The organism is Gracilibacillus saliphilus, assembly GCF_010994085.1.
GTDB classification, from domain to species: domain Bacteria; phylum Bacillota; class Bacilli; order Bacillales; family Amphibacillaceae; genus Gracilibacillus; species Gracilibacillus lacisalsi.
This window is the reverse complement of sequence record NZ_WJEB01000014.1, coordinates 49008-64595: the sequence shown is the minus strand read 5'-3', so window position 1 is coordinate 64595 and position 15588 is coordinate 49008. Positions and strand designations below refer to the sequence as shown.

13 protein-coding genes are annotated in these 15588 nt (G+C 36.6%); 9 read left to right on the top strand and 4 right to left on the bottom strand.

The window, feature by feature from the left end:
• Nucleotides 1-405 precede the first annotated feature (405 nt).
• Entirely contained in the window at nt 406-1719 is a 1314-nt protein-coding gene (locus tag GHT08_RS11875) for a DRTGG domain-containing protein (RefSeq protein WP_163581615.1), read from the top strand.
• A 391-nt stretch (nt 1720-2110) separates the two neighbouring features.
• Here GHT08_RS11875 and GHT08_RS11870 read toward each other — a convergent pair whose 3' ends face one another.
• Nucleotides 2111-2410, bottom strand: coding sequence for a YtpI family protein (locus tag GHT08_RS11870; protein WP_163581614.1), 300 nt, complete (start codon nt 2408-2410; stop codon nt 2111-2113).
• 119 nt (nt 2411-2529) lie between these two features.
• Between GHT08_RS11870 and GHT08_RS11865 the strand changes: the two genes are divergently transcribed.
• Entirely contained in the window at nt 2530-3474 is a 945-nt protein-coding gene (locus GHT08_RS11865) for a DHH family phosphoesterase (protein ID WP_163581613.1), read from the top strand.
• A gap of 54 nt (nt 3475-3528) precedes the next feature.
• On the opposite strand, the gene ytrI is transcribed toward GHT08_RS11865, so the two are convergent.
• Both ytrI and ytrH read right to left on the bottom strand, forming a co-directional pair.
• A complete protein-coding gene (ytrI, locus tag GHT08_RS11860; RefSeq protein WP_163581612.1) occupies nt 3529-4041 on the bottom strand; it encodes a sporulation membrane protein YtrI in 513 nt (170 codons plus the stop codon).
• On the bottom strand, nt 4041-4373 hold the full coding sequence (ytrH, locus tag GHT08_RS11855; protein WP_163581611.1) for a sporulation membrane protein YtrH: 333 nt from the start codon (nt 4371-4373) through the stop codon (nt 4041-4043). Before ytrH ends, ytrI begins: the two co-directional genes overlap by 1 nt.
• Nucleotides 4374-4520: 147 nt before the next feature.
• Here ytrH and dnaE point away from each other — a divergent pair, with 147 nt between their 5' ends.
• The 7 genes from dnaE (at nt 4521) to GHT08_RS11820 (ending at nt 14420) form a co-directional block, all read left to right on the top strand.
• Nucleotides 4521-7808: a DNA polymerase III subunit alpha gene (dnaE, locus tag GHT08_RS11850; RefSeq protein WP_163581610.1), complete on the top strand. Its 3288-nt coding sequence runs from the start codon at nt 4521-4523 to the stop codon at nt 7806-7808.
• 88 nt (nt 7809-7896) lie between these two features.
• Nucleotides 7897-8451 (top strand): FadR/GntR family transcriptional regulator, encoded by a 555-nt coding sequence (locus GHT08_RS11845; protein WP_163581609.1) that lies wholly within the window; start codon nt 7897-7899, stop codon nt 8449-8451.
• Between the two features lie 62 nt (nt 8452-8513).
• Nucleotides 8514-9380: an acetyl-CoA carboxylase, carboxyltransferase subunit beta gene (accD, locus tag GHT08_RS11840; RefSeq protein ID WP_238343564.1), complete on the top strand. Its 867-nt coding sequence runs from the start codon at nt 8514-8516 to the stop codon at nt 9378-9380.
• Nucleotides 9358-10332, top strand: a complete 975-nt coding sequence (accA, locus tag GHT08_RS11835) for an acetyl-CoA carboxylase carboxyl transferase subunit alpha (RefSeq protein WP_163581607.1) — start codon at nt 9358-9360, stop codon at nt 10330-10332. The genes accD and accA overlap by 23 nt, the downstream gene beginning before the upstream one ends.
• A gap of 782 nt (nt 10333-11114) precedes the next feature.
• A complete protein-coding gene (gene pfkA / locus GHT08_RS11830; protein WP_163581606.1) occupies nt 11115-12074 on the top strand; it encodes a 6-phosphofructokinase in 960 nt (319 codons plus the stop codon).
• A gap of 59 nt (nt 12075-12133) precedes the next feature.
• Entirely contained in the window at nt 12134-13894 is a 1761-nt protein-coding gene (pyk, locus tag GHT08_RS11825) for a pyruvate kinase (protein ID WP_163581605.1), read from the top strand.
• Between the two features lie 133 nt (nt 13895-14027).
• Nucleotides 14028-14420: an FxsA family protein gene (locus GHT08_RS11820; RefSeq protein ID WP_163581604.1), complete on the top strand. Its 393-nt coding sequence runs from the start codon at nt 14028-14030 to the stop codon at nt 14418-14420.
• On the opposite strand, the gene ytvI is transcribed toward GHT08_RS11820, so the two are convergent.
• On the bottom strand, nt 14401-15525 hold the full coding sequence (ytvI, locus tag GHT08_RS11815; RefSeq protein ID WP_163581603.1) for a sporulation integral membrane protein YtvI: 1125 nt from the start codon (nt 15523-15525) through the stop codon (nt 14401-14403). The two genes, GHT08_RS11820 and ytvI, sit on opposite strands and share 20 nt — an antisense overlap.
• Between the last annotated feature and the right edge of the window lie 63 nt (nt 15526-15588).

Genomic DNA, 15588 nt, shown 5'->3' with positions numbered 1-15588 from the left:
CCAATGAGCCGATACGATATAACAGGCTTGCAGAACGGACATTTATTAAGTTATTTTAGGCAAAGGCGTTAAATAGAAGCATAATTTCGATGAATAAAGGAATAGATGTCCGCTAGAAGCCTTGAATCCCCTTTTTTTGCTATTTAATGGAACAAATGTCCGCAAGAAATTCATAGACCAACAATCGCAAAAGTAAGCAGACAAATATTTCGTTAATCCTTGAAAAACATATTATTTTTTATTAATACAGATAATTAATAAGAGATAAAACAGTATAACTTGATTATTTAATAACCATAAGAAATGCATAATATTTCAAGAATAAATTGAATATTACAATGAACAACTGTATAATTATAATAAGAGAAAATATACTAGTACAGATGAAAGAATGGTGAAAAACGATTGGCTACAAAACATGAACAAATTCTATCCTTTATTGAATCTTTAAAAGTAGGAAATAAAATATCAGTAAGACAAATTGCCAAAGAGCTTAATGTAAGTGAAGGAACAGCTTATCGTGCCATCAAAGAAGCAGAGAACAAGGGGCTGGTTAGTACCATTGAGCGCGTTGGAACCATTCGAATCGAGCGCAAACAAAAAGAAAACTTTGAAAATCTAACCTTTGCCGAAATTGTAAGTATTGTAGATGGACAAGTACTCGGAGGAAGAGACGGTTTATACAAAACATTAAACAAGTTTGTTATCGGTGCGATGAAGCTTGATGCAATGATGCGTTATACCGAAAAGGATTCGCTTTTGATCGTTGGTAATCGTACAGAAGCCCATCAATTAGCGTTAAAAGAAGGTGCGGCTGTACTTATTACTGGTGGATTTGATACCGATGATACGACTAAACAATTAGCAGATCAGAAACAATTACCGATTATATCAACTAGTTATGATACATTCACAGTAGCTGCGATGATTAACCGCGCTATATATGACCAGCTAATTAAGAAAGAAATTGTTTTAGTCGGTGATATATATACCTCGGTAGAAGATACATATTTCTTAATGACAAAAGACCAAGTTGCCAAATGGTATGAATGGGAAGAAAAAACAACGCATAGTCGCTATCCTGTAGTGGATGAAAAAAATAAAGTGGTAGGAATTGTTACATCAAAAGATGTGATTGGGCGAAAGATGGATATGTTAATCGAAAAGGTGATGACCAAAAATCCGTTAACGGTGATGAAAGAGACTTCCTTGGCATATGCGGCACATATGATGGTCTGGGAAGGTATAGAAATCATGCCTGTTGTCGATCATCATCATCAATTGGAAGGACTTATATCTCGTCAAGATGTGTTGAAAGCACTTCAGCACATTCAAAAACAGCCACAAGTCGGCGAAACTATTGATGACATTGTTTCAAATTATTTTGATCATTCACCTTCAGATCCACAACATGCTACTTATCATGCAGAGATCACTCCACAAATGACGAACCAACTAGGAACGTTATCTTATGGTGTATTTGTTTCTTTTGTCATTGAAGCAGCACGGAGATTGTTGCGGTATCAGAAGAAAGGTGACTTGGTTGTGGAGAATATTACAGTTTATTTCATAAAACCTATTCAATTAGAAACAACGGTTACTTTTCAACCCAAAATTATCGATGTTGGCAGAAAGTCGGCAAAAGTAGATATCGAAGTATATCATGAGAAAAAAGTAGTTGGAAAAGCGATGCTGATGGCACAATTAATTGATCGTTAAATCAGAAGTAGAGCATTGCCCAAACATTCAACAATAACTGTGAATATACGAAAACTTTCAGTGACATCACGAGAGAGCTATGCGGTAGGCGGACATTTAATCCTTTATTTGATGACTTTTGACATAAAATAGCGTTGTTTTAATGAATAGCGGAACAGATGTTCGACATCATGATAGAATTGGTACTTTTACCACAAATAACGGAATAAATGTCCGCTCCCACAAAGCCAAGTATCTTGCCGGAGCATATTGCACCTCTAATCCAAACTTCAGAATGAGAAAAAGCAAAACCGCAAAAGAGCGTTATCACGGTGCCACTACTGATCATAGTGTGTGTTAAAGGTTATTAGAAAAGCAAACTACCATATGGTAATTTGCTTTAGTTGAACCATTATTGATTTGTTTGTGCTCTTTTTTGAAATTCTCCCTTATAATGAGACAGACGTTTAATACCACCATATCCTTGAACAACTCCAAAGAAAAGAAATACAAGTGTTATAAATAAAGCAAGCTGTGTTTGATAAAATAGGTATTGATTGACACCAAAAACGCTGATAAAAACACCCAACGCTATCCGAGCTTTGGCATTTTTAATCTCTTGCATCAGCGGATCACGATCCCGTATTATCATTACTTTATAATAAATATACATCATAAACGATAAGATAATCATGATGGGGAAAATTACCATAGTAAAACCTCCAATAACATAACGAGCTATATGCTAGATAAAAATACCTTTCTATTGTATCGTGACTATAATAGAATTGCTAGTGAAAAAATAATAGGTACTAAAAAAGGAGTATATATATGTCAGTAATGTCGCAAATATTAGAGAAAATAAAACAGTACGATACGATTATCATTCACCGCCATGTTCGTCCTGATCCTGATGCATACGGGTCTCAAAGTGGACTTGCCGAAATTATTAAAGCAAGCTTTCCAGATAAAAATGTATATGTAGTTGGTGAAGAGGAGGCCTCTTTATCATTCTTAGCAACAATGGATGACATTGATGACGATGTTTATTCAAATGCCCTTGTTATAGTCTGTGACACAGCAAATCAGGAAAGAATTTCTGATCAGCGTTTCGAGCAAGCCAAGGAAGTGGTAAAAATCGATCACCATCCAGTAGTGGATGCTTATGGAGAACTGCAATGGATAGATGTAAATGCGAGTTCCACAAGTGAAATGATTTACCATTTTTATAGAGAACACAAAGACAACGGGTTAAATATGACGGATAGAGCTGCTTTTCTTTTGTATAGTGGAATCGTTGGTGACACTGGGCGCTTTTTATTTCCGAGTACGACCAAAAGGACTTTCCGATATGCCTCAGAATTAGTTGCATATAATTTTGACCGCACTGAGATGTATGAAGAAATGTATAAAACAAACTTAAACATTGCCAAATTGAAAGGCTACATTCTTCAAAATATTTCGGTATCAGAAGCTGGTGTAAGCTATGTCAAATTAACAAAGGATATTTTAAAAGAGTTTGAAGTAGAGGCATCAGAGACTAGCTCTGTGGTAGGGGTGTTAGGAGATATTGAGGGGATCAAAGTATGGGTGATATTTGTCGAAGAAGACGATGTTATTCGTGTTCGAATCCGCTCCAAAGGTCCTGTTATTAATCAAGTAGCAGCAAATTATGAAGGTGGCGGACATCCGCTTGCATCAGGCGCTAAAATTCATCAGTGGGAGACAGTAGACAATGTTTTGGCTGATTTAGAAGAAGTATGTAAAGAACAATAATCTTAAGAGGTCATCTCTCAAGGTCAACAAGTGTTGTATGACCTTGAGAAATGATTAGGATTCTGCCATCTTAAGTTCGATCGATAAATATACTGTCTCCGTTACAATAATTCTGCGAACTTCTGCTTGAAACCTGAAATCATCTATATTAATGGTTTTGTTTTCAATGGTCGAAATAAGTAAATCTATGGAATTGATAATCTCCTCAACGCTTTTTCCGATAGCATGAGATGCCTCAGTTCGAATAGAATCTTCTAATTGTTGAATCATAATTCGATCAGAGTCTATATTCAATTCTTCCAGATTTAAAAATTCAATATTTATTTCTCCAACTTGCAAACCTTGTTTTGTTTGCTGATCAAGTGCTTCATGATTTTTTCGTAAATTTTCATAGCTTTGTCTAAGGTCCTGAAGATCTCCGCGCAATGCCAGGTTTTCTTCAATCCACTGTTCTTGTAATTCACCAAACATGTAAATAAAGATTATATAGCCGATAATCGTACCAATCGCAACACCGGCCAGAAATCGTTGCCATGATGGACGTTTGTGATACGGTGGAATGTGCATTATTGTATCTCCTCTTGAATAATCCATTCGATAATTAATAGTGCAGTATGTGCACCGCCCATTGCAGTAATAATCAGTAAAATTTGTTTGACTAAATCAATAGTAGATCCTTCGTAGATACCTCTTTCAAAATTATAGATGGCATCAAAAGTACCCCCAATTGCTGCAACAATAGCCCAAATACGTAAATTTTTAGCGATCCGGTTTATATGTGTGAATGGGGCATCGCCGGCTAGAAATGCACCTATACTTCCAATGATCGAACCACCAATCATCACACCAAAAGCGATAAAATAACATTGAATCATCGTTGCCATGAAGCGTTCTTCCATTCACACCCCTCCCGGGAATTAATTTAATCCTCAATTAAAATATATGGCAAACTTGTCTACTATATGTTTACTAACTTACAAGTTACACAAGGTCTGATATAATAAAGAAACAAAACATTTGATCGCATTGCACTAGGAGGTGATAATATGTCGCATTTATCTGCACTGCAACTGAAAAGTGGCTACTCTTTAATGAATAGTACGATCCAAATCGAACCGTTGGTCAAACAGGCGAAGAGCTATGGTTATCAGCACTTGGCATTGACGGATGAAGGAATCATGCATGGGGCGATTCCTTTTTATCAAGCATGTAAGAAGGCAGGCATTAATCCAATTATCGGGCTTTCTTATCGCATTAAACTCCATGAGTATTCAGTTGCCGTTATTGCTTTAGCTAAAAATGCAACAGGCTACAAGCATTTGCTACAAATAAGTACAGCACTGCAGCACGGTGAAAAAATAACGATCGATATGATGAAGCACTACGATGAATCACTTTTTACCATTCTGCCTGCCGAACAATGGCCTGTAGAACAAATAGAAGCAAATCTCCAACAAATTAGTTCGCATAGTGGTTGGAACAATATGTATCTCGGTGTATCCGAACAATTGGTCGATCAGCGTAACATCCTTGAACAACTGAATATTAAAAAGGTCGCTTTGTCAGATGTAAGGTATTTGAATAAGCAAGAAGTAATGGCTTATAGTTGTTTACGAGCTATGGATCAAGGTGTGAAATGGGACAAGGAAGTGTTAGAGGGTGTGGAAGGTACCTATTTAAAAGCAGCTGATGAACTGAACATAGCTTTTCAAGCATGGCCAGAGTTACTGACAGAAGCTAACCAGTTAGCAGCACAGTGTCAAATTGAACTTCGTTTAGAACAAAGGTTATTACCTAAATATCCTGTCCCAGGTGGTATGCATGCAGATCAATATTTAGAGGAATTATGTGAAAAACAAATACCTGATAAATATTCCCATGTAACTGACGAGATTACAGATCGCCTCCACTATGAAATCGATGTTATTCAATCGATGGGCTTTAGTGATTATTTTCTCATTGTTTGGGACTTTGTAAATTATGCAAAAGAAAATCAAATTATGGTTGGACCAGGTCGTGGCTCAGCTGCTGGTTCCCTTGTTGCATATCTTTTAGGTATTACAGATGTTGACCCAATTCAATATGATTTATTATTTGAACGATTTTTAAATCCCGATCGTGTGACGATGCCTGATATCGATATAGACTTTTCCGATGAGAAGAGAGATCAAGTGATTCGTTATGTTGTAGAGAAATATGGTAGTGATCATGTAGCCCAAATCATCACATTCGGAACATTTGCGGCACGATCTTTATTAAGAGAGCTTTTTAAAGTTTTAGACATACCTGATAATGATCAGGCTTATATTTTAAAATCATTGCCAAAGGATAGTAATAGTAGCATTGCGGCATTATTAAAGCAAACAACGGAATTAACGGAGTATGTCAAACAATCGGAGCAGTTGAAACGTTTATTTAAAATTGCTAATCAGCTTGAAGGCCTCCCTCGACATGTATCAACACACGCTGCCGGCGTTATTATCAGTGATCAAGAGATGACACAACACGTTGCAACAATGCCATCTCAAAGTAATGTTGCGCTTACGCAATATCCTATGAATGATCTGGAGAAAATTGGTTTATTAAAAATTGATTTTCTAGGATTACGTAACTTGACATTGATTGAGAAGATTTTAAAACAAATTGAATATCATTATAAGCAGGTTATTTCTTTACAAGACATACCCTTTGATGATGAGAATACCTATAGACTTTTACAAAAAGGTGAAACAAATGGTATTTTTCAACTAGAATCGCAAGGGATGCAAAAAGTTTTACGGGAATTACGCCCGACTAATTTTGAAGATATCGTAGCTGTAAATGCCCTGTATCGACCAGGCCCAATGGAATTTATTCCAACCTATATCGAGCGTAAACACAAAAAGAAGGAAATACCTCACCTTCATCCTGATTTAGCCTCGATATTGGAAAAAACATATGGTGTGCTCGTTTATCAGGAACAGATTATGCAAATTGTTCATAAAATGGCTGGTTTTACATATGGTGAAGCAGATATTCTGAGAAGAGCAGTCAGTAAGAAAGATAAAACCCTTATAATGGAGAACAAACAAAAATTCATCAATGGAAGTTTGAAAAATGGGTACCATAACCAGACGGCAGAAGAAGTTTTTGATTGGATTGTCCGATTCTCTAATTATGGATTTAACCGAAGTCATGCTGTTGCCTATAGTGTTATTGCCTATCAATTAGCATACCTAAAAGCAAATTACCCTGTTGCCTTCTTTATTGAAATGTTGAGTATGCATATGGGAAACAGTGAAAAAATCCAAATTTATTTACGAGAAGCGAAAAACAGAAATATTGCGGTTCTACCGCCATCGATTAATTATAGTATCGGTAAATTCAAAGCAGAAAATGGTAGTATCAGAATTGGCTTAAATATGATTAAAGGAATAGGATTTCAAGCAGTACAAACGATATTGGATGCCCGAAAAAATCAGCGATTTAAAAATTTATTTGATTTTTGCTTACGTGTACCATTGCAAAAAATCAACCGGACGATTATTGAGTCACTAATATTAGCTGGAGCATTTGATGAACTGCATGACAACCGTGCAACCCTGTTAGCTAGTCTTGATGAGGCAATGGAACAAGGCGAGTTATTTAGAGAATTTGATGATCAAATTCATTTCTTTGAGGGGGATTTAGCGTTAGATGTTTCTTATACCGAGACAGATCCCTATCCAATTATGAAGCAATTGATGATGGAGAAAGAAGTGATAGGGTTCTTTGTATCCACTCATCCATTAGCACAGGTACGTGATAAAATTCGTAAGTATGGATATGTTTCGATCCAACAAGCAAACCAGCTAAAGAAGAAACAGATCAAGATGGCTGCAGTAGTCCAGTCGCTAAAAGTTATCCGAACTAAAAAAGGAGAAACAATGGCTTTTGCAACGATCTCGGATGAATCGGGTGAAATGGATACTGTCATATTTCCTAATATATTCCGGCAAGTAAATCATTGGCTTGAAGAAGATAGTTTCGTGTTTGTGGAAGGAAAATTAGAAGAACGAAATGAAAAAAAACAATTAATTGTCAATGATATTCAACCATATCAATTGGAAGAGAAGCAACTAACCACAGACAGTGTGTATATTAAAGTACTAGATGAGAAAGAAGACTCATTAGCGAAATTGGAAGAGTTAGCAACGAAGTTTCCCGGGTCTTCAACTATTTACCTTTATCAAGAGAATCAACGTCAATTGTTTAAGTTATCGAGTCACTATAATTTAGATAGCGCGTGGAATGTTGTCAAAGAACTAAAACAATATTTTGGAGAAGATAATGTAGTGATTAGGCATTCTTCATAAAAGGGTTCCTCTTTACATCATTTATTGATCTGATATAATGTAATAGTTAATTGGTCTGACCAGTAAAGACTTTAACAGGGGGAAAGTGATGTCAGAGCGCAGTAAAGTATATCAGCAAGTACTAAGTGAAATTCAACGTCTTATCAAAGAAGATGGGTATTTACCTGGAGATAAACTGCCATCAGAAAGGCAGTTATCTGTGCAATTGGACGCAGCTAGATCCTCTGTTAGAGAAGCTTTAAGAGCTATTGAATTATTGGGGATTATCGAAACAAGGCAAGGAGAAGGTACGTATTTAAGGGATTATCAAACGTACCATGCCGTAGAATTGTTAGCTTCATTTGTCTTACAAGATTCTCGGATACAAGAAGAGTTACGACAAGCGAAAAAAATATTAGAAAACCATGTATTATCCATTGATTCCCTTTCCGATCAACAACTAAAACAGCTGAGAGAGATTTTAGCTGATTCATCTTTGTCGAAAGAGGAAAAACATCATCATTTTTTTCTGGTTTTTTTTAAAGCAAATGACAATCAACTTTTGTTAAGAATATGGCGACTTATGCAAGACTTTTCAGAGAATATTGAGCAAGATGTTTACCATGATCAATATTATTGTGATATGTTAAAAAAATACAATTGAATAAGCGATTTTAGATTTGAATACATTGTAGTGTAATGAAGAAGGAGGAATCTTCCTTGTTGATGTTTGGAAAAAAGAAAAAATATGCTTCCATTCCTGGTGAGAATGCAAAGAAAGATGTACCAGAAGGATTGATGCAAAAATGCAGTGGATGCAAAAAAATATTTTATCAAAAAGAGCTTATTAAAAATTTAAATGTCTGCCCGGAGTGTGGACATCATCATCAAATTTCTGCATATGACCGTATTAACAGTCTATTTGATGAAGGTAGTTTTGAGGAATGGGATAAAGACTTGTTATCACAAAATCCACTACACTTCCCCCAGTATGAAGAAAAATTAGAAAAAGATCGAATAAAAACAGGATTAAATGAAGCTGTAGTAACTGGTGAAGGCAAAATACATGAGAGCAGAACTGCAATCGCAATTATGGATTCACGTTTTCGAATGGGAAGTATGGGGTCTGTTGTAGGCGAGAAAATTGCAAGAGCGATAGAGCGAGCTCGTGAAGAAAAAATGCCGATTATCATTTTCACTGCCTCAGGTGGCGCTCGTATGCAGGAGGGTATATTAAGTTTGATGCAGATGGCTAAGACGTCCATTGCCATTCAACGTTTGCATAGTGAAAATGGTTTATTTATTTCCGTAATGACAAATCCTACTACAGGTGGAGTATCTGCTAGTTTTGCTTCGATTGGCGATTACAATTTCGCTGAGCCAGGTGCACTAATCGGTTTTGCTGGTAGACGAATTATTGAACAAACCATTCGTGAAAAGTTACCGAAAGATTTTCAAACAGCTGAATTTCAGTTGAAACACGGACAAGTCGATAAAGTAATCTCGCGCGCAGAGATGCGAGATACACTCGGAACGATATTGGATATCCATGGATATGGAGGTGAAACAGTTGAAACAAGTGCTGGAGTTTGAGAAACCTGTTATTGAATTACGTGAAAAAATAGAAGAATTAAAAACTATGACAAAAGACAGTGATATAGATTTATCTGATGAAATAAGTAAAATGGAAGAACGTCTAGCTAAATTAGAAAATGAAATTTACGGGAAGTTAAAACCTTGGGATCGAGTACAAATCGCACGTCACGCAGAACGTCCTACTTCATTGGATTATATTGAGCAATTATTTACTAATTTTATTGAATTTCATGGAGATCGTTTTTTCGGTGATGATGAAGCGATTGTTGCAGGAATCGCCAAGTATAAAGGAAAGCCTGTTACAATTATTGGACAACAACGTGGTAAAAATACGAAAGACAATATTAAACGTAATTTTGGGAGTCCTCACCCTGAAGGATACCGGAAAGCATTGCGCCACATGAAACAAGCAGAGAAGTTCAACAGACCGATTATTACTTTTATTGATACCAAAGGTGCTTATCCAGGTAAAGCTGCAGAAGAACGAGGTCAAAGTGAAGCAATAGCTAAAAACTTGATGGAGATGGCAGGTATTAAAGTCCCTATTATCTGTGTGGTAATTGGTGAAGGTGGAAGTGGTGGAGCCTTAGGTATTGGTGTCGGAGACCGAATTCACATGCTAGAGAATTCCACTTACTCCGTTATCTCTCCAGAAGGTGCAGCTGCTTTGCTTTGGAAAGATTCGGGACAAGCAGAAAAAGCTGCAAAATCGTTGAAAATAACTGCTCCTGATTTAAAAGAATTAGATGTTATTGATGAAGTGATACCAGAACCACTTGGCGGAGCTCACCGTGACAAGGTCACCCAAGCCTTAAGTATTAGCAAAGTATTAGATGATTCGTTACGAGAGTTAGAAGAGGAAAATGAAACTTCTCTACTCGAAAAGCGATGGGAAAAGTACAAACAAATCGGCGAAGTCCAATCATCAATAGAAAAAGTAGAAGTCTAAACTCACATAAACCTCTCCAACTTCAGGAGGGGTTTTTCTAATTGAGTTTGTGAAAATAGTGAAGAAAATACATAGACTACGAGGTTGCTCTCTTCCAATCTTCCTTAGGAGAGTGCAGACAAACCTCTCCGGCAGAATAGTTTATTGGGAACAAGTTCAACATCTACTCAATCAAAAAATACTTTCGTATAGTTTTCTATGCCATCGTTTAAACCCTGCGGAAGGGCTGTTCCGAGGAAAAAGTCTTCTCTTCCGGGGATAATCGCCTATATCCAGGGAAGAGAAGGAGATATCCCCGGAAGAAGAGTTATCCTGTTCCGAGGAAAAGGTCTTTTCTTCCGGGGATAGTCGCCTATATCCAGGGAAGAGAAGGGGATATCCTCGGAAGAGCTATCCTGTTCCGAGGAAAAAATCTTCTCTTCCAGGGATAAACGATTATAGGAAGGGAAGTGGGGATCCGGAGTGGCGATCATGATAAAGATAAATGTCAACATTACTTCATAGGTGACTGTAAATTAAGTTTCGAGCAAACAGTAGTTTCATTACTATATCTAATACTATTTATTATAAAGATAAATAGAGAGTTTTTTGAATTTGATAAACGATAATAAACAAAAAAACTTTCAATGTGGAGAGAAATACGCTAAAATTATAATGTTTAGGGGTGAGTTTCGTTTTTATTTCATGTATAATCTTAGGTGGAATTCCTATATAGTTTAAAAGACATAAAAGATGGGGAGAAATGTTGTAGGGCAATTTATTTTGTTAATGAGGTGATTGATTTGAAAAAAATTGGTGTATTAACAAGTGGTGGAGATGCACCGGGAATGAATGCAGCAGTTCGTGCCGTTGTTCGTAAAGCAATCTATCATGAATTAGAAGTTTATGGCGTTTATAACGGATATGAAGGTCTTATGGAAGGTAATATTAAGAAAATGGAACTAGGTTCTGTTGGGGATATTATCCAACGAGGTGGAACAATTCTATACTCCGCTCGTTCCGAAGAATTTAAAACAGATGCGGGGCAACAAAAAGCAATCGAGCAAATGCGAAAAATTGGAATTGAAGGACTCATTGTTATTGGTGGAGATGGGTCATTTCGTGGTGCGGAAAAATTGACTCAAAAAGGTTTTCCATGTATCGGTGTTCCTGGTACTATTGATAATGACATTTCTGGTACTGATTATACGATTGGATTTGATACAGCTTTAAATACCATTGTTAATGCAGTCGATAAAATTCGAGACACTGCTACCTCACACGAGCGTACATATGTAATTGAAGTAATGGGGAGAGATGCTGGTGACTTAGCTTTATGGGCTGGTCTTGCAAATGGTGCGGAAACTGTCATCATTCCAGAACAAGAAGAAAGTTTCGAAAGTGTTGTAGGTAAGTTGAACCGTGGTCAGGAACGAGGTAAAAAACATAGTATTATTATTCTTGCTGAAGGTGTCGGCAGTGGTGTTGAATATGGCAAGCGTATTGAAGAAGAAACTAATATGGACACACGTGTAACAGTACTTGGCCATATTCAACGTGGTGGTTCACCTTCAGGATATGATCGTGTATTAGCAAGTCGTTTAGGCGCAAAAGCTGTGGACTTATTGCTGGATGGCATCGGCGGTCGCATGGTTGGTATTGAAAATAATATTGTAGTTGATCATGATATATCAGATGTTTTAGCTAAAAAACATGCAGTTAACATGAACATGTATAAATTAGCTAATCAACTGTCTATTTAATTTGATAAATATCGAGACATATAGTCATAATAGGTTTAGAGATTGAAGGAGGAAGCAAAATGAGAAGAACTAAGATCGTTTGTACGATTGGGCCAGCATCAGAATCAGAGGAAAAATTAGAACAATTGATTGAGGCAGGGATGAATGTTGCCCGTTTAAATTTCTCCCATGGAGATTTTGATGAGCATGGGGCTAGAATTAAAAACATTCGTAATGCTGCGAAAAAATTAGGAAAAACAGTTGCCATTTTATTAGATACGAAGGGGCCTGAAATTCGTACAGGTACTTTAAAAGATGGAAAAGCTGATATTGTTAAAGGTAATACCGTGTATGTTTCAATGGATGATATTGAAGGAAACGATGAACGAATTTCAGTAACTTATCCGCAACTAATTCATGATGTTAAAGTAGGGTCTAAATTACTATTAGATGATGGCTTAATAGCTCTTGAGGTTACAGAAATTCTTAAAGATAGAAACGAATTAAAAACTGTAGCGTTAAACTCTGGATTACTAAAAAATAAAAAAGGTGTTAACGTTCCAAATGTAAGTGTAAATCTACCAGGCATCACAGAAAAAGATGCAGCAGATATTAAATTTGGGATTGAGCAAGGCGTTGATTTTGTAGCTGCTTCATTTGTTCGACGTGCATCAGATGTGTTGGAAATTAGAGGATTATTGGAAGAACAGAATGCAACACATATCCAAATTATTCCTAAAATAGAGAACCAGGAAGGTGTCGATAACTTAGATGCCATTCTCCAAGTAAGTGACGGTTTAATGGTTGCACGTGGTGACTTAGGGGTTGAAATTCCGCCAGAGGAAGTTCCACTCGTTCAAAAAGAAATGATCTATAAATGTAACAATGCTGGTAAACCTGTTATTACAGCGACTCAAATGCTTGATTCTATGCAACGCAATCCAAGGCCAACAAGAGCGGAAGCATCAGACGTTGCCAATGCAATTCTAGATGGAACAGATGCCATTATGCTTTCAGGTGAGACTGCTGCTGGTGACTATCCAATTGAAGCGGTAGAAACAATGAGTGATATTGCGAAGAAAGCAGAAACAGCGATTGATCATAAAGCGATGCTTGACCTTCGTTCCAAGGCGTCAGACGTAACCATTACCGATGCAATTAGTCAATCTGTTAATCATTCAGCGATGAATCTAAATGTTGATGCGATTTTAACACCAACAGTTAGTGGCTTTACAGCTCGTATGATTTCGAAATATCGTCCGGAATCACCTATTATTGCTGTTACTTTTGAAGAGCAAGTAAGCAGAAGATTAGCGTTAGTATGGGGTGTCGAAACAATTGTTGGTACACTAGCACATACTACAGACGATGTGTTGGAAGAAGCAATAGAACAAGGGTTGAAAACTAATCATTTCAAACGCGGTGACCGTGTCATCATTACTGCCGGTGTTCCAGTTGGTGAAAGTGGTACAACTAACTTGCTAAAAATTCATGTAATTGGAGATGTTTTGGCTAAAGGTCAAGGTGTTGGTAAAGGTAGTACTTACGGGAGAGCCGTAATTTGCAAAGATGCAGAAGAAGCTAAGTTAAAAGTAAAGCAAGATGATATCATTGTCACTTATGGTACAGACAAAGACATGATGCCATCTATCGAGAAAGCCGGGGGAATTATTACAGAAGAAGGTGGCTTGACTTCTCATGCAGCAGTTGTTGGTCTAAGCTTAGGTATTCCGGTGATCGTAGGTGTAGAAAGAGCGATTGAATTGATAAATAATGGACAAGACATCACGATTGATGCACAAAAAGGTGATATTTACGCTGGTCATGCTAGTGTATTATAAGCTGGAGAAATAGAGAAGAAGGTTGCCTTCTTCTCTATTTTTACACTTTCAGATTTTAAGATAGTATAAGAAAATGTGGGTTTCGCCTCCATACGGCGACAAACTAAGTTTTCTTAATCGAAAGGGTGATACTATGTTTCGTTGGTTACTTTTATTTATTTTGGTAGTTCCGGCATTGGAAATTGGTGTTTTTGTTTGGGCAGGTGGCTATATTGGTCCATGGTGGCTCATTCTATTGATTATATTAACCGGAGTGATTGGTGCTTGGTTAGCTAAACAACAAGGTTTAGAAACGTTAAGAAAGGCAAGAGAGTCCATGAGTATGGGATATGCACCACAGGACTCCATTTTTGACGGGATTTGTATTTTAATTGGTGGCGTCGTCCTGTTAACTCCAGGGTTTATAACAGATGCTATCGGTTTTTGTCTGTTAATTCCTTTCACGAGAAGACCGTTTAAAAATATGTTCCAAAACATCGCACGTAAATGGATGGATAGTGGAAGATTCACGATTTATCGACGCTAATCCGATTATGCTTAATGTATTGCCAAAGGATATAGAACAGGTTGGCTTCACTACATGCTTTTCCAACAAATAGGATAGCAGGCCCTAGCCAAATTCCTTTAACGCCAAATAGTTGAAAACCTAAGTAGATGGTCATAATCGTCAAGATTGGATGAATCCCCAAAGCATTAGAAACGATTTTTGGCTCTAGTATTTGTCTTTGTAGAATGACGAACAAATAAAGTGAAAATAAGCAGATAGCCAAAGTCGTTTCTCCTGTCATAAATAAATATAAACTCCATGGTACAAAAATAATCCCCGTTCCTAATATCGGTAATAGATCTACTAATGCCATCAGAATAGCTATTGTAAAAGCATGTTTAATTTGAAATAAGCTCAACCCTATCAGGATAATAGTGAAAGTAATGGAAATTAGTATTAATTGTGCTTTTAAATATCTAATAATCTTTGACTTTATTTGTTTAGAAACAGTTTGTGCAATTTCGATGAATGATAAAGGGACTTTTTTCACAACATATTGATAGAACTTGTCCCAATCTTTACAGATAAAGAAAGTACATAAGAAAGAAAAAATTAAGATCATAACAGATCCAGGTAAACTGGATACTTGGTTTCCAAGCCAATTTAAGATGATCTCTAATAAATAGGCGATTTGATCGGCAATACTTATACTTATTTCGGCTAATTGTTCTTCAATAATGGTATGTTGTTCTTCAGGCAGACTATGGATGTATTGATTTGCTTTTTGAATGAGCGGTTGAACCCATTGATTAAAATGATTCATAGACTGTTCCAGTAAAAACCGGAGATTATCTGGAATCCATTTTGCTAAATAAATAATTCCTTGTAATAATTCCACACCAATAAAAAATAGCGCCATAATCGTACTAACGATAGCGATTATTATTCCCAATAGACAGCTGAGCACATAAGGAATTTTGAGATGAACATGTATTAATTGAATAATTGGATATAAAAGAATGGCAAATAGACAAGCCAAAAAGAATGGAAATAGAAATTGGATAATAAGATAAGTGGTTAATAATAACGCAGAAAGAATTGCAATTAGGTAAAAAATCCTAAGTAGCATTTGCCTGTTCATCATATTGAAAGTCTCCTTTGAAATCAGAGGTTATTTTTTTAAAAATTTTGCACTTTGTGATAAGAT